General features: G+C 40.3%; 13 protein-coding genes. 4 read left to right on the top strand and 9 right to left on the bottom strand.

The genetic code is table 11. The annotated features are described in order from the left end of the window. The 4 genes from uxuA to ACHCNF_RS03190 all read right to left on the bottom strand — a co-directional run bounded on the left by uxuA (window position 1) and on the right by ACHCNF_RS03190 (window position 4,358). The gene (gene uxuA / locus ACHCNF_RS03175) at window positions 1-1,077 is read right to left on the bottom strand and encodes a mannonate dehydratase (RefSeq protein ID WP_408071350.1); all 1,077 of its coding nucleotides are present in this window, start codon (window positions 1,075-1,077) and stop codon (window positions 1-3) included. Between the two features lie 51 nt (window positions 1,078-1,128). Continuing rightward, window positions 1,129-2,226, bottom strand: a complete 1,098-nt coding sequence (locus ACHCNF_RS03180) for a PfkB family carbohydrate kinase (RefSeq protein WP_408071351.1) — start codon at window positions 2,224-2,226, stop codon at window positions 1,129-1,131. A gap of 77 nt (window positions 2,227-2,303) precedes the next feature. Beyond that, window positions 2,304-3,707, bottom strand: coding sequence for a glucuronate isomerase (gene uxaC / locus ACHCNF_RS03185; protein ID WP_408071352.1), 1,404 nt, complete (start codon window positions 3,705-3,707; stop codon window positions 2,304-2,306). A 3-nt stretch (window positions 3,708-3,710) separates the two neighbouring features. Next, window positions 3,711-4,358, bottom strand: coding sequence for a bifunctional 4-hydroxy-2-oxoglutarate aldolase/2-dehydro-3-deoxy-phosphogluconate aldolase (locus ACHCNF_RS03190; protein ID WP_408071353.1), 648 nt, complete (start codon window positions 4,356-4,358; stop codon window positions 3,711-3,713). A gap of 152 nt (window positions 4,359-4,510) precedes the next feature. On the opposite strand from ACHCNF_RS03190, the gene ACHCNF_RS03195 reads away from it, so the two are divergent. Beyond that, entirely contained in the window at window positions 4,511-5,398 is an 888-nt protein-coding gene (locus tag ACHCNF_RS03195; RefSeq protein WP_408071354.1) for a helix-turn-helix domain-containing protein, read from the top strand. Between the two features lie 12 nt (window positions 5,399-5,410). Here the strand turns inward: ACHCNF_RS03195 and ACHCNF_RS03200 are convergent, their stop codons facing one another. Beyond that, window positions 5,411-6,526, bottom strand: coding sequence for a MocR-like pyridoxine biosynthesis transcription factor PdxR (locus tag ACHCNF_RS03200; protein WP_408071355.1), 1,116 nt, complete (start codon window positions 6,524-6,526; stop codon window positions 5,411-5,413). A gap of 130 nt (window positions 6,527-6,656) precedes the next feature. Here ACHCNF_RS03200 and ACHCNF_RS03205 point away from each other — a divergent pair, with 130 nt between their 5' ends. After that, window positions 6,657-7,262 carry an ECF transporter S component gene (locus tag ACHCNF_RS03205; RefSeq protein ID WP_408071356.1) on the top strand — a complete coding sequence of 202 codons (606 nt, stop codon included), beginning with the start codon at window positions 6,657-6,659 and terminating at the stop codon, window positions 7,260-7,262. Further along, window positions 7,259-7,948 carry an anaerobic ribonucleoside-triphosphate reductase activating protein gene (locus tag ACHCNF_RS03210; protein ID WP_408071357.1) on the top strand — a complete coding sequence of 230 codons (690 nt, stop codon included), beginning with the start codon at window positions 7,259-7,261 and terminating at the stop codon, window positions 7,946-7,948. Before ACHCNF_RS03205 ends, ACHCNF_RS03210 begins: the two co-directional genes overlap by 4 nt. 14 nt (window positions 7,949-7,962) lie before the next feature. On the opposite strand, the gene ACHCNF_RS03215 is transcribed toward ACHCNF_RS03210, so the two are convergent. From ACHCNF_RS03215 to ACHCNF_RS03225, 3 genes are all read right to left on the bottom strand, one after another. Beyond that, a complete protein-coding gene (locus ACHCNF_RS03215; RefSeq protein ID WP_408071358.1) occupies window positions 7,963-9,174 on the bottom strand; it encodes an ion transporter in 1,212 nt (403 codons plus the stop codon). Window positions 9,175-9,238: 64 nt separating this feature from the next. Further along, entirely contained in the window at window positions 9,239-11,743 is a 2,505-nt protein-coding gene (locus ACHCNF_RS03220) for an EAL domain-containing protein (RefSeq protein ID WP_408071359.1), read from the bottom strand. A gap of 111 nt (window positions 11,744-11,854) precedes the next feature. Then, the gene (locus ACHCNF_RS03225) at window positions 11,855-12,304 is read right to left on the bottom strand and encodes an Hsp20/alpha crystallin family protein (RefSeq protein ID WP_408071360.1); all 450 of its coding nucleotides are present in this window, start codon (window positions 12,302-12,304) and stop codon (window positions 11,855-11,857) included. A gap of 219 nt (window positions 12,305-12,523) precedes the next feature. Here ACHCNF_RS03225 and ACHCNF_RS03230 point away from each other — a divergent pair, with 219 nt between their 5' ends. Next, window positions 12,524-13,444: a LysR family transcriptional regulator gene (locus tag ACHCNF_RS03230; protein WP_408071361.1), complete on the top strand. Its 921-nt coding sequence runs from the start codon at window positions 12,524-12,526 to the stop codon at window positions 13,442-13,444. Between the two features lie 242 nt (window positions 13,445-13,686). Here the strand turns inward: ACHCNF_RS03230 and ACHCNF_RS03235 are convergent, their stop codons facing one another. Then, window positions 13,687-17,760, bottom strand: coding sequence for an endo-1,4-beta-xylanase (locus ACHCNF_RS03235; RefSeq protein WP_408071362.1), 4,074 nt, complete (start codon window positions 17,758-17,760; stop codon window positions 13,687-13,689). Window positions 17,761-17,796 lie beyond the last annotated feature (36 nt).

Raw genomic sequence — 17,796 nt, forward strand, 5'->3', positions numbered from 1 at the left:
TTATACCCCTCTCTGATGTGATTTTTCGATTGCTTCCCAAAGTCCGTTGATATATGTTGCACCAAGAGCTCTGTCGTAGAGTCCATATCCGGGCATTGCAACTTCTCCCCAGATCATTCTTCCATGGTCAGGGCGGATGGGACCGTCAAAGCCTGTCTCATAAAGAGCTTTTACAATCTCGTACATATCGAAGGTGCCATCAGCTGAAAGATGCGCTGACTCTTCAAAATTAGTGGGTGATATGAATCTCAGATTACGAACATGTGCGAAATGTATTCTGCCCTCAAGTGCTCTTATCATATGTGGAAGATCATTATCAAGACTTGTTCCGTATGAGCCTGAGCAGAATGTTACACCGTTGTGTACATCATCAACTGCCTTCATAAGTTTTAAAATATTCTTCTCATTGTTGATGATTCTGGGTAGTCCAAATACTGACCATGCAGGATCATCAGGATGGATAGCCATTTTAATATCATATTTATTGCATACAGGCATGATTGCCTTAAGAAAATAAACAATATTTTCAAAGAGCTTTTCCTCGTCGATACCCTCATATAATTCAAAGAGTTCCTTTACATGAGCCATTCTCTCAGGTTCCCAGCCGGGCATAACGCTACCGTTGGTGTCTCCTGATAATGATTCAAACATTTTAGCAGGATCAATAGCATCAACTGCTTCCTGAGTATAGGCAAGAACTGTTGAGCCATCCTCTCTTTTTCTTGCAAGCTCTGTTCTGGTCCAGTCAAACACAGGCATGAAGTTGTAGCATACCATGTGAATATCTTCTTTTCCGAGATTCTCAAGTGTCTTAATGTAGTTGTCTATATGCTCATCTCTGTCAGCTGTAGCAGCCTTGATCGCATCAGAAACATTTACAGACTCGATGCCGGCGATTTTAAGACCGCCATCCTCAACTTCCTTCTTAAGAGCCTGTATCTCACTCTGCTCCCAGAGCTCTCCTGCCTGCTTGTTGTAAAGAGTTGTTATTACTCCATGTACTCCGGGAATCTGTCTGATCTGCCAGAGCTTTACTGTATCGTAATTTGTGCCATACCAGCGTAATGTCATTTCCATAAAAAGTTACCTCCAAAAACAAATCCATGAATTTAATATTTTTATAAAAAATCAGCGCTTAACTCTTGCTCCTGCACCGCCCATTATAGCTTCTACTTCTGAAACCGTGGCCATGGTGGTATCGCCCGGAGTAGTCATAGCCAGCGCTCCGTGAGCTGTTCCGTAATTAACTGCCTTTTCAGGATCACCTGTTGTCATAAGGCCATATACCAGACCTGACGCAAAAGAATCTCCGCCGCCGACGCGGTCAAGAATTTCAAGTCCCTTGTAATCCTTTGCCTTATAAATCTGACCGTCTGCCCAGCAAAGAGCTGACCAGTCATTTACGGTAGCTGTCTTTACTGTTCTAAGAGTTGTAGCCACTACCTTGAAATTGGGATAAACCTTGGCAGCTTCATCAATCATCTTCTTGTAGCCATCAAGATTAAGCTCCTTAAGATTTGCATCATTGCCCTCAATCTCAAATCCCAGGCAGGCTGTGAAGTCTTCCTCATTGCCGATCATTACATCAACATATTTGGCTATCTCCTTGTTAACCTCCTGTGCTTTTTTCTGTCCACCAATTGCGGACCACATGGAAGCTCTGTAGTTAAGGTCATATGATACGATTGTTCCATATTTTTTTGCTGTCTTAATAGCCTTTATAACTGTTTCTGCAGACTGCTCGGAAAGAGCTGCATATATGCCGCCTGTGTGGAACCATCTTACTCCCATCTCTCCGAAGATTTTATCGAAATCAAAGTCCTTATCTGTAGCCTGTGATATAGCCGTGTTTGCTCTGTCAGAGCATGATAAAGCTCCTCTTATGCCAAATCCTCTCTCCACAAAGTTGAGACCGTTTCTGCATTCGCGGCCTATTCCATCAGTCTTTTTCCAATAGATCATGGATGTATCAACTCCGCCCTGCAGTATAAAATCCTCAACCAAATGTCCTACCTCATTATCCGCAAATGCTGTGATAACACCTGTATTCATTCCAAAGCATCTTCTAAGACCTCTTATGACGTTATACTCTCCGCCGCCTTCCCATACCTTAAACTCTCTGGCAGTACGGATTCTTCCTTCACCGGGATCAAAACGAAGCATTACCTCTCCAAGTGAAACCGCGTCGTATTTACAATCCTTTTTATCCTTAATATTTAAATCCATATTCTTTTGCTCCTTATATTTTGACTAATAATCTTTTAAATATTCTTTTCCTTCAACATTTTGCAAAAATGTTTTTCTCAAAAACCGAAATATTCAACCGCATTTTTGCCGCAGATATTTCTAACCATGTCTTCAAGGTATTCAAGGTCATTCGGATATTCTCCGTTTTCAACCCACTGGCCGATCTTATTGCAAAGTATCCTTCTGTAAAGCTCATGTCTTGGGAAGGATAAAAAGCTTCTTGAATCAGTGAGCATTCCGATAGACGTGGATATCAGAGAAACGTCTGCCATGGCATCTATCTGTCTCTCCATACCGTTTTTATGGTCACAGAACCACCATGCTGCACCAAGCTGAACCTTACCTCTTATGCCCTTCTCATTGCCATTGAAGTTGCCCGCCATTGCTGCAAGCATCTCAGTATCCTTGGGGTTAAGACAATATAATATTGTTTTTGGAAGCTCATCTGTATAATCAATTGCATTTAACAGCCCTGCCAGCTCCGGTGCATAGTTAAAATCATTGAGCGAGTCAAAGCCGGTATCAGGGCCTATTTTTTCAAGCATTCTCTTAGAATTACTTCTTATTGCGCCGATATGAAGCTGCATTACAATATCGTGCTTGTGATATATCTTTGCAAGCTCTGTGAGCATATAACCCTTAAACTTGCCACATTCTTCCTCCGTAAGCTCTCTTCCGCATCTTCTAAGCTTTAGAAGTCCATCAACCTCTTCTAGGCTTGTCTTTTCATAAAAAGTGCTCTCAAGACTGTGATCAGAAACTCTACAGCCTGCTTCAATGAAATATTCAAGTCTTTTTTCCAATGCCTGCAAAAGAGCAGTAACATTACATATACAAACACCGGATACTTCTCCAAGCCTTATAAGATAATCCGGGAAGTCTTCCTTCTCAATACCGATTGCTCTCTCAGGCCTAAAGGAAGGCAATACCTTTATTTCAAAGCCGTCTTCCCTGATCTTTTTATGCCAGGAAAGGTCATCAGCAGGGTCATCCGTTGTACAAAGGACTGATACCTTCTGCATTCTTAGAAGATTTCTTACTGAGAATTCCCTGGTCCTTAACTTCTCATTGCAGGCATTCCATATCTCCAAGGCTGTAGCAGGGCTTAAAGGCTTAGTTATCCCAAAGTATCTTTGAAGTTCCATGTGAGTCCAATGATACAGCGGGTTGCCAATAAGATTCTGAACCGTATCCGCCCAGGCCATAAACTTGTCAAAGGGTTCTCCGTCGCCTGTTATAAGCTTCTCTGACACTCCGTTTGCTCTCATTGCTCTCCACTTGTAATGATCACCTGAAAGCCACACCTGTGCTATATTGTCAAAGCACTTATCCTCATAAATTTCCCTGGGATTTAAGTGATTATGAAAATCTATTATAGGCTCATTTTTTGCTGCATTATTAAAGAGCTGCAATGCAGTCTCATTATTCAGTAAAAAATCATCATCCATAAATTTCTTCATTTTTTAAAGATCACCTCTTACTTCCTTAACAATCTTAGCTGCATTCTTAGTAAGTTCCTTTATCTTTTCAAAATCTCCTGATTCTATCAGGCTGTTCTTTACCATCCATGTTCCGCCACATGCAACGATTTTCTTAAAGCCAAGATAGTCTTTTACATTTTGTTCATTTATTCCGCCTGTTGGCATAAATACAAGCTTAGTGTAAGGCGCTGCAACTGCCTTTATCATATTAAGACCGCCTGCTGCCTCAGCCGGGAAAAACTTGACAAAATCAAGTCCAAGCTCCATTGCCTGCTCCATCTCACTTGGTGTCTGAACACCCGGTACAATAGGATACCCCTTTGCAAGGCAGTGCTTGACAACTGTTGGGTTAAATCCGGGGGCTACTATAAACTTTGCACCTGCCTCCACTGCTCTGTCAGCCTGTTCAGTTGTAAGAACAGTACCTGCGCCAAGAAGCATGTCCGGCAATTCCTTTGAAAGGATTCTCAGTGACTCCTCTGCCGCCTCCGTTCTGAATGTCACCTCTGCTGCAGGAAGCCCGCCTTCCATAAGTGCCTTTCCAAGCTGTGCTGCATCACCTGCATTCTCTAAAACAACAACGGGAATGATTCCGATTTTTTTAAGCTTTTCTTTCATTTCTTCGTACATACCTGTAAACCTCTCCTCTTTATATCTTATCCGCACATTCAGTGCAGTTAGTTATATTCCGAGAATTATACTAATATTCACCGAACCTTTTTCCCATTGTCAGCCTTGCCGTAAGCATTGCATTTTTTGCTGTAGTATGTTAGTTTTTACTCATGAAGAAAAATCTAAAAACCGAATTCAGTACAAGACAATATATGCTGTCACGTGATTTTGAGATTTATTACTACAGTGACAAAAATCTGCCTAATGTAAAATCACACACTCATGACTACTATGAGTTTTATTTTTTTCTCGAAGGAAATATCAGAATGCATATAGGCGAGGAATCCTTCGTACCTGATCCCGGCTCAATGATAGTTATTCCTCCCGAAGTTCCGCACTATGCAAAGCTCTTAAATGGTGATACCCCCTATAGACGATTCGTTTTTTGGGTAACTAAGGATTTCCTCAAATCTCTTGGAAACATATCTGAAGACTATCTTTTTCTTGCAGATAAGGCCAAAAGCCTTGGAACTTTTTTCATGCACAAGTTTAATGAAATATCTTTCAATGGACTGCAGGGTAAAGTATTCTCCCTTATTGATGAGATCAACTCAAACAGATTTGGAAAGGATGCCAAGATTCTAATATCAGTCAGTGACTTCATGTTATCCATAAATCGGGCTGTCTATGAATCCGAGAATCCATCTGAAATCGAAAGCGGAAGCGACACTCTGTACCAGAGTATTATTTTGTATATCGAGACCCACATAGATGAGAACCTCTCCCTTGATGAGATCTCTGAAAAATTCCATGCAAGTAAGTATCATATATCTCATTTATTTACAGAGACTAATGGTCTGCCCATACATAAATACATAACAAAAAAGCGCCTTGGCATGTGCCTTGACGCAATTTTAAGCGGTCAGGATATTTCCTCAGTATCTGCAGGTTACGGTTTTTCCGATTACTCTGTCTTCTACCGCGCATTTATTAAAGAATACGGAAAGTCTCCAAAGCAATACAGAGATGAGATCATACGGGCAGGCAAGCTTCACTAACCATACTTTCTGTTATTGCTTCCTGTTATTTCTTCTGACCTTATTAATATGTCTTTCAAAATCTCCCCCGTTCAGAAGGGATGCTATGACTAGCTGGTCCAGAGTAGGAACGGGGCATTCATAGAAGCCTGTTTTTTCATTAAAAATTGGAAGAAGTTTTTCCGGAAGTACCATATACGCTGCCCTTACATAGCTTCCTATTGTCCTTGTAAATGTATTTACGTACAGTACTCTTCCTTCTTCATCAAGTGAAAAAATAGTTTCCTCAGGCTTTCTGCTGGGGGTAAACTCAGATTCAAAATCATCCTCAACTATATATCCCTCCCTTTTTCTGCTCCACTTAAGATACTCTCTTTTTTTTGCAGCTGAAGCAGTTACGCCGCTCGGGAAGCTCCTGTAGGGTGTAATATGAAGTACCTTAACATCCGCATTCCAGAGCTCTTCACTTTCTATTCCGTCATTCCCAAGCTTTAGCATATGGATATTTGCACCACCTGCTTTATATACCTTTGCAATTTTCTGGTAGGAAGGGCTCTCAACTCCATATATGATGTCTCTTCCAAAGGTCTGAACAATAAGCCCGTATAGGTACTCAGCTCCTGCGCCAACAATAATCTGATCCGGAGAAACCACCAGCCTCCTCGACCTTTCAAGATAGGCACTAATGGCATTTCTAAGTTCAGCCATACCATTCTTGGGAGATTTATCCATAATATATGAATCATACTCACTAAGTACCCTTCTTACAGTTTTGGCATATATGGAATATGAAAACTTTGGCACCTTAAGTGAGCTCATAATGACCTGCTCCTGGGTATTGGCATTTTCGTTTAATGAAGCCTGTGCTGTTACTTTGAATTTCTTTATTTGCCTGTCATTATCACCGCTAATTCCTGTATATATCTCTTTATCATCAAAGCTTACAAAATAACCGCTCTTTTCCCTTGGTGTAATATATCCCTCTTCTATAAGCAGCTCATAGGCGTGCTCTATGGTTATGACACTAACCCCCATAGCTTCCGCCATAACACGCTTTGAGGGAAGCTTTGTTTCGACCGGATATCGTCCACTTATAATATCTTCTCTTACCTGCTCGTATACACTTAAATATCTTTTTATTTTATCCATAAAAACCTTTCTGGTCTTATAAAAAAATCCAAAACTGATATTTTTAATACTACCAGTTTGATGATATATTATGTTCATTGAATAAGTCAACGAAAAACAAAAATATTATTAACGTAACATGGAGGATATTATGAAAAACGATCGACTTACAAAAATATCTTATGCAGGTCTCATGGCTGCTCTTTGCTATGTAGGATATGCTGTATTCCCTGCAATTAACGCATCAGGTACCAAGGTTCACCTCGGAAATGCCTTTGTAGTTCTCGGAGCTCTCCTTCTTGGCGGACCCTACGGCGGAATAGCCGGTGCCATCGGTTTATCTCTTGCAGATATTATTTCAGGTTACGGCGCATCAGCTCCCAGAACCTTTATAACAAAGCTTGTTATCGGTCTTGTTGTCGGACTTGTAGCACACAGGATCGCTAAAATATCAGAAGATCACAGTAAGGGTTATGTACTTGGCTGGTCTGTTGCAGCCGCTGTGGCAGGTCTTGGTTTTAACTGCGTATTTGAACCCGCACTTAAATATTTATGGTACACTATTCTTACACCCAACGCAGAAAAAGCTCAGGCTGCAATCAGCGCACTTGTTGCAATTACTACATATGCCACAATAATAAATGCGGTTATAAATTCATTACTTGCTGTTGTAGTATACAACGCACTTCGCCCTGCACTGTTTAAAGCCAATCTTTTTCCAACAATAACCAAAAGTGAGATCAAACAGGCATCATGAAAATACATGGCTTACAAAAAATGACATTATTGGACTATCCATCAAAAGTTGCTGCAACCGTCTTTTTAGGCGGTTGCGATTTTTCATGTCCTTATTGTCACAACTATGAAATCGTAGACGGAAGCGCTGCTCCCATTATGGATGAGGCAGAGCTTTTTTCTTTTCTTGCAAAAAGAAAAGGACTCCTGGACGGAGTCGCAATAACAGGTGGCGAGCCCTGTCTTCATAAGGAGCTGCCTGATTTTATTTCCCGTATTAAGGAAATGGGATTTCTCATAAAGCTTGATACCAACGGATATCATCCCGAGATGGTGGAGAAATTATTGTCTGATAGGCTTATAGACTATATAGCCATGGATATAAAAAATTCTCCTGCAAAATATCAAATAACCTCAGGTCTTACAAGCATTGACCTTAGCATCATCTCCAGAAGCATATCCCTTATTATGAATTCTGAAATTCCTTATGAATTCAGAACTACTACAATAGCAGAATTCCACAATAATGATGACTTTGAAGAAATCAGCAAATGGATTGCGGGTGCTAAAGCATATTATCTGCAGCAGTTTACCCCGAGGGATACCGTTCCCGATAAGTCTCTTACTCCCCCTTCAAAAGAAGACATGCTGCGCTATTTAAAGACAGTAAAAAAACATGTTTCAAATGCTGAGCTTAGAGGGCTATGATAGGTTTTATCTGTTTATACAATTATTTCATCCTCTCCCGGAAGATGTACCTTGGAAATAACTACTATGGTATCGCCTTCCTTTAACTTAACTCCTCCCCTTGGAACAACTGTCCTTGATCCTCGCTTGATTGACAAAAGCTGCGTCTGCCTTGAGATATCAAGGTCCCTTATAAACTTGTTAACCCAAGGATGAGTCTGTCCCAGCGTCACTTCTTTAAGGTTCATAGGAGTATCATTCTTAAGCGCCTGTGCTCCTATTATCACTTTATCTCCCGACTCAAGAACAATATTTCCGTTTGGAATAATCACATTTCCCCTTCTCTGTATAAGGGCTATAAGTGCTCCGTGTGGCATATCAAGCTCTCTTATCTTTTTATCTACCCATTTATCCTTGCTATCAAGCTGGACCTTAATGAAGTGCATATCAATTGACTTGGCATAATCTCCCATATGCTTTAGCTTCGTGTACTGCTCCACGAATCCTGCGGAAATAATACCTGTAGGGATAGCAACTATTCCGACTCCCAGGAAGGCAAGGAGTATTCCAAATACTTTTCCCAAAAAAGTAATAGGATAAATGTCTCCATAACCTACCGTAAGCAGTGTAGATGCAGCCCACCATATTCCTGAAAATGCATTGGCAAAAATCTCCGGCTGTGCGTCATGTTCAAGTGAATACATGCAAAGACTTGAAGCAAGCATCATTACAGCGATGATAAATACAGATGAAAGAAGCTGCTGTGATTTATTTCTTATTACTTCGTTGATTACATTAATTGAATCATAGTATGCATTTATCCTGAACAGTCTGAATATCCTTGCAACTCTGAACATTCTGAAGGCGGTTGCACCTGCCGGGAAAAAGAATGGCAGGTAATATGGAAGAAAGCTCAAAAGATCTATGATCCCTGCGAAGGAAAAAAGAAAAGCAACAACAGCACCCACCTCACTTTTATCCGGAAACAGATTCTTGGCGCAAAATAACCTAAGACCATAATCTATGGCAAAAAACAAAACCGTCCATTTTTCAATTTCCATAAAGACATTGCCATATAATGAATTCAGATCTGAAAATGTAGAAAGGAACGCTGCCACCAGATTAAGAATCAATGCCACCGTCCCTATCAAATCATACGCTATACTCGGAATATCCCCCAGGTATCCGACTGATATTATTCTGAAAAGTTTATTTCTGTGCTCTTCAAACTCATTACTTTTTTCCACAACCATATCCCCTGCTACTATTTATTTATCCGGTTTTCAGTTCCGGATTATTTCTCCCCAATTATTACTTATCACCGGCATCAAATACTATTGCCTCTTCAGGCTTTATGGGCTTACTGAAATAATAGCCCTGAATCTTATCGGCGTTAAATTCCTTGAGCTTTTCAAATTGCCATTTTTCCTCAACGCCCTCTATGATCACCTGTTTATCAATGTCATGAACCAGTTTTATAACATCCTCCAAAAATGTCTCTTTTCCATCTACCAGGTAGGTATCGACGAAGGATTTATCGACTTTAACGTAATCAACCGGAATATATGTCAGATATCCAAGTGACGAATATCCTGTACCAAAATCATCCATCAGAAGCCTTATTCCAAGCTCCCTGAACTGATCAAACAGCTTCTCAGCCTGCTCAGTTCTCTCAAGGAACAGGCCTTCTGTTATTTCTATCTCAATGAACTCTCCTGAAATATTATAACGCGAAAGTAGCTCTTTTATAAAGTCCACATATCCGGTATCTCCAAGCTGATTGCTCGAATAGTTTATGGAAACCGGCTTAAGCTCATAGCCCTGATCCCGCCAGGTAGCCAGTTGTCTGATAACAAGCTCCGTAGTAACCCTTCCCAGTCTCCCTATCCAGCCGCTTGCTTCAATGATTGGAATAAAGGTATTGGGGTAAAGTACCTCCGCCTTCATTCTTACTAATGCTTCGTACCCTGTAACCGCTTTGGTGTTAGCATCAATCTGAGGCTGATACAGCATGAAAAATCCATCATTTTCAAAAGCATCAAGAATTTTTGCCTTGATCTTGTTTTCCTCACGAACCTTCTTTTTTAATTCGTCAGAATATTTAAATGCCTTATTGCGCCCACGCTGTTTGGCTTCATACATGGCAATCTCGGAATTTATGATATGCTGGTCAGGCATGGTGACGCCATCAGATACGGATATTCCGATACTGCAGGAGAGAATTATCGTCTCATCTCCGACATGAATTGGTTTTCTGAAAAGTTCAAGAATCTCTTTTATGGTTTCAGAGTTCTCATCAAGTCCTTCATGCGGAACCATTAGCAAAAACTCATCACCACCATATCTTGAAATCATCCAGTCCCTTTTTGACGCAATATTTTCAAGTGCATGTGATAAATATTTTAATATTTCATCAGCAAGCTGGTGTCCATAAGTTTCATTTACATCTTTAAAGTTATCTATATCTATCATCAGAATCGAATAGATATGCTTTAATGAAAGATTTTCACGAAGGTAATTTACCGCACTTCTTCTGTTTAAAATATCAAGGAAGTCATCATGTTCTGCCTGATATTTGAGTTTTTTCTGTGATTCTTCCAGCTCATTTTTAGATTTTCTTAATTCCTCGTTTGCAGCGAGTCCCAAAAGAACAGTTATAAAAACTGCCATAGTAAGGAAAATCATTGACAAAAATATCATTCCTACAGGCGGAAAGATATTGCCGTATCTGTCAAAAAACGAAAGCGGTCTATTGTAAACAACAGCATCTTCAGGTAGATCTGTCTCCTTTATTCCATACTTTTTAAGCTTTTCATAATCAAATCTGGAATTATAGCTGGCATTAACTTCAAGAGCAGGATGCTCAAGCTTATGACCGTCAAGAAGCCTGACCATATCATTGCCTGCCAATTCACACTGGATTTCAAAATCTACTGCAATGCTACCCAGGACCCCATCTGTATCGCCGCTTAGGAAGTTTCTGATAATAGGCACATTAGTGCTGTTAACTATTATATTGGTAGTCTCATTTGTCGAATGGAACCTTTTTTCCGAATCAGTAAAGCATGTCATATATATAAGAACTGCATCGTCAGGTATAGCGGTAAGTTCTTTTTTTAATTCCTCATAAGGCATAGTAGCAACGTTTATCTCATAAAATTCATAATCTCTGTGATCGTTTTTTACCCTGTTAAACAGCACCATATCTGCAAGTCCTGCCGGTGAGTTATCATGAATTCCATAAAACTTTTTTCTCTCGGGCATCAATTTCATCGCAAGCTCTATGGTATCAACAAGATAATCATTTTCATAATATCCGCTCATGTCATAACGGTCTACCGCCATTCTTGCCAAGGTCATACTGTTAACCCCAAAGAATATCGTTGGTATATCTTTGAATAATTCATTGTAATATTGCATTACAAATTTGACAGCTTCATCGTCTGCCAGCAATAAGCCATCATAGCTTTCCTTTGGATTAATTCTTTGAATAAAGTAATCATGGAAAATAGAAATGTCATGAGGTGATTTGTTTTTTTTCGCATCCATAAACACACAATCAAACTCGATACCATGTGATTCAAAGCTCTTCTTCAAGCCTCTGACCTGAGGATCAAATGTAAAATATTGGGAATTATAAGACGCAATCAAAAGAACCCGATGCTGAACTTCTCCCTTGTAGAGAGACCCGTTCATCGAGGATTTGTCATCTTTTGTCACAAATTGCCTTAGAAACAATACAGCAACTACCAGACACAAGACACTTAGTATGATAAATACTATACGTATTTTCTGAAGTGCGGATTTTTTAGTCATAAAAAAGCACCAACCCATGAGTGTGAATTCTACTTAAATTCTACCACCTAAAGGTTGGTGCTTTATTAATATAAGCTAATAATCATATTAAAGGATTATAAATTTTCGTAATTAACCCTCTATCATTATCACTTTCTTCTCAGGAACCTTGGCCTGTTCCTTCTTAGGCACATTCAGGCTAAGAACGCCATGCTTGAAGCTTGCCTTAATGTCCTCCTCTGTGAGATTATCTCCTACATAGAAGCTTCTCTGCATAGACCCGCTGTAACGTTCCTGTCTGATAAGCTTACCTCTGTTATCTGTCTCATCCTTATCAAGACCCTTAGCTGCGCTTACTGTCAAATATCCATTATCGAGTTCAAGCTTAATCTCTTCCTTCTTGAATCCGGGCAGATCAATATCTACCTCGTAGTGATCCTCAGATTCATGAACATCTGTCTTCATAAGCCTCTCAGGATGTCTGCCATAAAGCTTTCTCTCGGTGTTATCAAATTCATTAAACATCGGAAAATCAAACCAGTTATCAAATAACTTCTCATCAAAAATACTAGGCATCAACATAATAATTACCTCCTTATATCTAAAGGAAATATTTTGTTTCCTTTGTTCTATAACTGTTATAACACTTGTTAGCACTCTTGTCAAGCGAGTGCTAATTATTTTTTAAAATATTTTTCTATAAGCACATTTATATGGTATATTAGTAGGTAAATGAGTTCGCCATTTTCTGTATCTAATCCGGTGCGATACTCAAATACTTATTTCAAGGGGAATCCTAACATGACAATACTACAGCTTAAATATGTTATTGCTATTGATGAAGAATGCTCGATACGCAAAGCTGCCGACAGGCTCTACGTTTCTCAACCCGGTCTTTCAAGCGCTGTAAGAGATCTTGAAAAAGAGCTTGGAATCCAGATTTTTGAGCGCGTACACAATGGAGTAGTTACTACTTCTGCCGGTGCTTCATTTATTGCTTATGCAAGGAATGCTGTTGAACAGTTTACAAAGGTTGAGGATAAATATCTGAACAAAAACAATGTTAAGCCTACCTTTTCCGTATCCATGCAACATTACACAGTTGCTGTAAATGCTTTTATTGATACCGTAAAAGAATATGATTACGATGAATATCAGTTTTCAATAAAAGAAACCCAGACAAGTGAAGTCATTGAGGATGTAAAGACTATGAAGAGCGAAATCGGAGTTATCGCTCTTAGTGATTTTAATAAAAATACCTTCAAGAAAATTTTTGCTGATGCATCATTGGAATTCCATGAGCTTTTCACAAGAAATACCTATGTATATCTGAGGAAGGACCATCCACTTGCAGGAAAGGAAGAACTATCGCTGGCAGAACTTCAGGATTATCCCTGCATGGTTTTTGATCAGGGTGATAATACCTCCTTCTATTACAGAGAGGAAGCTCTTGCAACCTATGATTACAAGAAGATCATAAGCACAAACGAAAGAGCTACATCTATTGAGCTGATGCTGGGTCTTAACGGATATGCTGTAGGTGCAGCAATGCTCGGTGACAGTCTGAACTCCTCCGACCTTACACATATAAAGCTTAAGGAAGAAGAAACGCTGACATTTGGCTATATTACAAGGAAAGGTACTGAGCTTAGTGAAATGGGCCAGATGTTTGTAGAAAAATTGTGTGATTTTATGCCTGAAGTAAGCAGCTTAAATAATTGAAATTAGATTTGTCCTTTTGGAAATATGAAAGTATTTTGGGTTATTTGGTACCCTTTTTAGCCTATTTTAAAGCGTTTTCATTCCTTTTTGGAAATGAAAACGCTTTTTTATAATTTTGGTACCCATGTTTTATGTAATTCATGGGTACCAAATCTCTCAAACAAAGTCTGTATTTACTTTAGATATTTGCTCAAAATCTTTTTGTTTCATGCGTTGACTTCGTTATTAAGTCCATGAACACATCAGTTAAATTCATAGCCTATAGTATCACCGATAGCTCCGTCTCCAAGAATACCAAACTCTATGCTCTGACCGTCAGCTATGTAAGCGTTCCAATCGACAGGTGTTATTACATAATAATCACCTTCCTCAGCAACATTTACATTCCAGCTTGAGCCAATAGAGATATCACTCTTTTTGAGTTTAAGTGTCCATGTGTTAACAGCAGCACCTGTGTTATTTAATACCTTAAGGCTTACCTGGAAACCACTGCCCCAGCTGTTTATTGAATAATCAAGTGCAAGTTCTTCCACATCCGGTACCTGCGGCTGAGGATCCTCAGAAGGATTCTGCTGACCGGGATCATCAGAAGGCTGATCCTGATTAGGATCCTCTGAAGGCTGTCCTTGTCCAGGATCGTCTGAAGGCTGGTTCTGGTTTCCACCATTTTCCTGCTCACCCTCAATCTTCTCAAACTGCCACTGCTGATTGGGATTGCCATAGTATGTCCACTGGCATACATTGGTTCCGTCATCAGTTTTGTGCTCATAAACATCCAGGTTCTTGGTTCCGTTTGAAGCCTTTGTAGCAATAGTATAGATGCCATCCTTATCAGTCTTTCTAACTGTAAACTTCTGAGCATCTCCGCCATAGCCCTGATAAATTCCAATATTTGCTCCGTCTTCGTCCTCTCCGTTTGCCACATCAAGCATCACATTTCCAAGCTTACTTGTGAGAGTAATAAATCCATCATCTGTATTTGTAACATACCATTTCTGACCATCTACGCCTGTTCCTGTGCTGATGTATACATTTACCCATCCATCTGCACTGTTACCCTCTACTGTGAGGTATTTCTGAGAAAGTGTATTCTTAAGATAATACCAGCCGTTTTCGATGGAAGCTGTGTCATGTGTGTCCCCTGTGTTTTGAGGCTCATCATTCTGCGGCTCTTCTGTAGAAGGATCTTCATTCTCAGTATTTCCCGGCTGAGGTGTAGGCAGAGGCTGAGGCGTGTATCCTGATGTAGGTGTTCCAAAAGTCTCTGTATAGGCTTGTATAACCTTATCATATGCAGGCTTTTTGGAAGTAGGTGTGCTGAAAAGAAGCGGCTTTGCGTTGTCAATCCAGGTCACCTGATCTGAAAGGCCCCACCAGGTTATGCTTGTGATCTTGCCATCATTTTTCTTAAGTGAATTGATATTCTTATAAAGGCTGTATGCATAATTTGCAAGATCCTGATCGCCTTTATTAGTGATATCCATCTCTGTTATCTGAACTTCAAAGCCGGCATTTAAGAAGGACTTAAGTGCCTGTGTGTAGTAATCAACTGAAGGGTAACCTGTTCCAAGGTGTGACTGCATACCTACACCTGAGCAGATTGTCTTGTCGGAGTTAATATAATTAACAAGCTTGATAATATTATTTACTTCCATATAGGTATTGTAGTCATTGTAGAAAAGGCTTACTGAATCAGTCAGATTGAAATAATCAAGTGTCTGATATGCATAAGTAAATGCCTTCTTTACATAGGAAGCATTTGTTCTGTTGTTGCCATAAACAGCTTCCCAGCCTGAATTGTTGGCATGCATTACTTCATTAGCGATATCCCACGCATATACTACGCTGCCGTATTCACTAAGGTATACATGATTCATTACAGTCTTAACGTACATCTCAAGGCGGGCATCCATTGTTGCCTGATTTACAAATCCGCCATTACCTGCAAAACCGTTTCTGAAGAACCATGAAGGAGTCTGTGAATGCCAAACAAGTGTATGTGCTCTCATTCTAAGGCCATTGTTATAGCAGATTTTCATAACCTCATCAACAGTATTGAAGTTGATCTGTGGAACGTAAGCTTCATTGTAGTTATCAGGGATATAATATCCGCGGTTCTTTGCATCAGTAACTGAAATAAGTCTCGCAGAACCACCAAGAAGTGCATCGGGCTTCATCTCATTTTCTAGTGTAATGCTGTTGTAGTTTTTCTTTATGAGGTCTAATGTGTTAGCATCTCTTAACTGGTAAAGATTAATACATGTGCCTGAGTAGCCATACTGCTGACCATAGGTGTTAAGAAGTGTAAGGTCTGAAGGATTAAGTGTCTGTCCTCCATTTCCGCCCTGATTACCACCCTGGTTTCCACCCTGATTGCCACCCTGGTTACCGCCCTGGTTGCCATTTCCGTTCTGTCCGGATCCGCTATCCCATGTGAGATAATCAACATATGCATCCCATGTTCCATCATCTGATGTTACTGTCAACTCAACAGTAGTTGCACCGGTTGCATGGCTTACGTTTTCAATAGTGTACTCTGCAGGGTATTCATCACCATAATAGAATGTACCCTTGGATTCTCCACCAATCTTGAGTTCAACCTTCGCCATATTACTGTTGTTGGAGCAACCGCGAAGTGTAAAGTTATGCGTGCCGTAAGCAAAGTACTGATCAAAGCTCACGGTATCATTGTTAGCATATAAAGCAGCTCCGTTAAAAGGACTTGAGATAGTGCCGGTGTACTGACCGCTCTTAGTCATTTCCTCGCACTCAAATTTGTTGTTATTTACCTGGTTATTCTCATTGCCGCCCTGATTCTGGCCTTCTTCTGCGCCCTGGTTACCACCTGCGCTCTCACCTGTTCCTGCAGCTTTCCAGTAGTCAAACTCAAAGCTTCCATTGAATACAAAGCAGATATTCTTAACACCGGTAACATTCTTCATTGTGCCAGTAAATTCTGCATTCTTGCCATTTGTATCAGACAGATTAATGGTACCGAGAAGACTACCCTTAGGACCTCCATCTCTAACCTGGATAGTTCCTTTGCCTCTGCTGTTTACACTTACCGCTATCTCACCAAGTCCTTTAGCAAAGTTCACGCCCTTAACCTTGGTATAATCGCCGTTGTCAATGTGGTCTACCCATGCAACTCCATCGCCGTTACCTGATACGCCGATGCCGCTTTGAGTAAACATGGTCTCAGCCTGAACTGAATCGTAAGGATTCACGTATGAGGTCTGAGAAGGGCCTGACATTGAGGGTGTAAGTGATGTAATCTTGCCGTTAGAAACATTCAGCTTATCTATCTGAGTAGTTCTGTAGCCAAGGCTCTTACCGATGACCTTGGACTCAACTGATCTTGTGTGATAAGCAAGATAATACTGTCCACCAAATTCAAATATCTGGTGGTGGTTATTGCCGGTTGATCCATTAAAGAACACTCCGGGGTTCTTCATAACCTCGCCCTGATAGGAAAAAGGTCCCATGGGGCTGTTACTTGTCATATACTCAATTGCAGCATTATTAAAGCCATTCTTGCAATTCCAGTTCGAGCAGTATGAATAATAATACTTATTACCAATCTTGTTGATTCCGGAATCCTCAAAAAGATAAGGTGCATCAATTGTTGCTGCCGATCCGGATACACTTGTCATATCAGCGCCAAGCTTGATTACTCTTGCAGTCTTCGGATGTTCAAACTGATTGTTCGGAATTCCGCCGCCAAAATACAGATAGCCGGTTCCGTCTGAATCTACGAGTACCGCAGGGTCAAACATCCATGTAACTCCGCTGCATCCGGGCGTAGCTCCCGTTATGAGTGCTTTGCCTATAGGATCTTTCCAGGGACCTGTAGGAGAATCCGCTGTTAATACTCCTATTCCGCTTCCATTATTTGCAAAATAAAGGAAGAACTTATCTTTTCCATTGATTTTCTTAGTTGCAATACATGGTGCCCAGGAATTCTTAGCCCATCTTGCTGCTCCGCTTCCACCTGCAATCTTGAATGCTCCATGATCAGTCCAGTTAACAAGATCTTTAGATGAATAACAATTTAATGTGTCAATTTTCCCATAAGTATTCTCGTTGTTACCGGCATACTCCTGTGAATCATTGGTAGCATAAATATACACGGTATCGTTGTACACCAATACTCCGGGATCTGCACCGTAGTTCTGTGTGACAACGGGATTGTTCTCATTATCCCCTTTAACATACGTCCCGTTCACAACTTCGGCAGCAGAAACATTTCCCCCATTTCCTACGATCAGCCCCACGCTGAGCATAAGCGACATAAATAGCGATAAATGTCTTTTCATACCTTCCCCTTTCTTCATTTAATTTTCTTAAAACTT

This window comes from Butyrivibrio sp. NATIVEDY162 (assembly GCF_045999815.1).
Lineage (GTDB): Bacteria > Bacillota > Clostridia > Lachnospirales > Lachnospiraceae > Butyrivibrio.

Coding starts and splice junctions, on each gene's coding strand:
- uxuA (WP_408071350.1), bottom strand. CDS start 1,077: ATGGAAATGACATTACGCTGGTATGGCACAAATTACGATACAGTAAAG.
- ACHCNF_RS03180 (WP_408071351.1), bottom strand. CDS start 2,226: ATGGATTTAAATATTAAGGATAAAAAGGATTGTAAATACGACGCGGTT.
- uxaC (WP_408071352.1), bottom strand. CDS start 3,707: ATGAAGAAATTTATGGATGATGATTTTTTACTGAATAATGAGACTGCA.
- ACHCNF_RS03190 (WP_408071353.1), bottom strand. CDS start 4,358: ATGTACGAAGAAATGAAAGAAAAGCTTAAAAAAATCGGAATCATTCCC.
- ACHCNF_RS03195 (WP_408071354.1), top strand. CDS start 4,511: ATGAAGAAAAATCTAAAAACCGAATTCAGTACAAGACAATATATGCTG.
- ACHCNF_RS03200 (WP_408071355.1), bottom strand. CDS start 6,526: ATGGATAAAATAAAAAGATATTTAAGTGTATACGAGCAGGTAAGAGAA.
- ACHCNF_RS03205 (WP_408071356.1), top strand. CDS start 6,657: ATGAAAAACGATCGACTTACAAAAATATCTTATGCAGGTCTCATGGCT.
- ACHCNF_RS03210 (WP_408071357.1), top strand. CDS start 7,259: ATGAAAATACATGGCTTACAAAAAATGACATTATTGGACTATCCATCA.
- ACHCNF_RS03220 (WP_408071359.1), bottom strand. CDS start 11,743: ATGACTAAAAAATCCGCACTTCAGAAAATACGTATAGTATTTATCATA.
- ACHCNF_RS03225 (WP_408071360.1), bottom strand. CDS start 12,304: ATGTTGATGCCTAGTATTTTTGATGAGAAGTTATTTGATAACTGGTTT.
- ACHCNF_RS03230 (WP_408071361.1), top strand. CDS start 12,524: ATGACAATACTACAGCTTAAATATGTTATTGCTATTGATGAAGAATGC.
- ACHCNF_RS03235 (WP_408071362.1), bottom strand. CDS start 17,760: ATGAAAAGACATTTATCGCTATTTATGTCGCTTATGCTCAGCGTGGGG.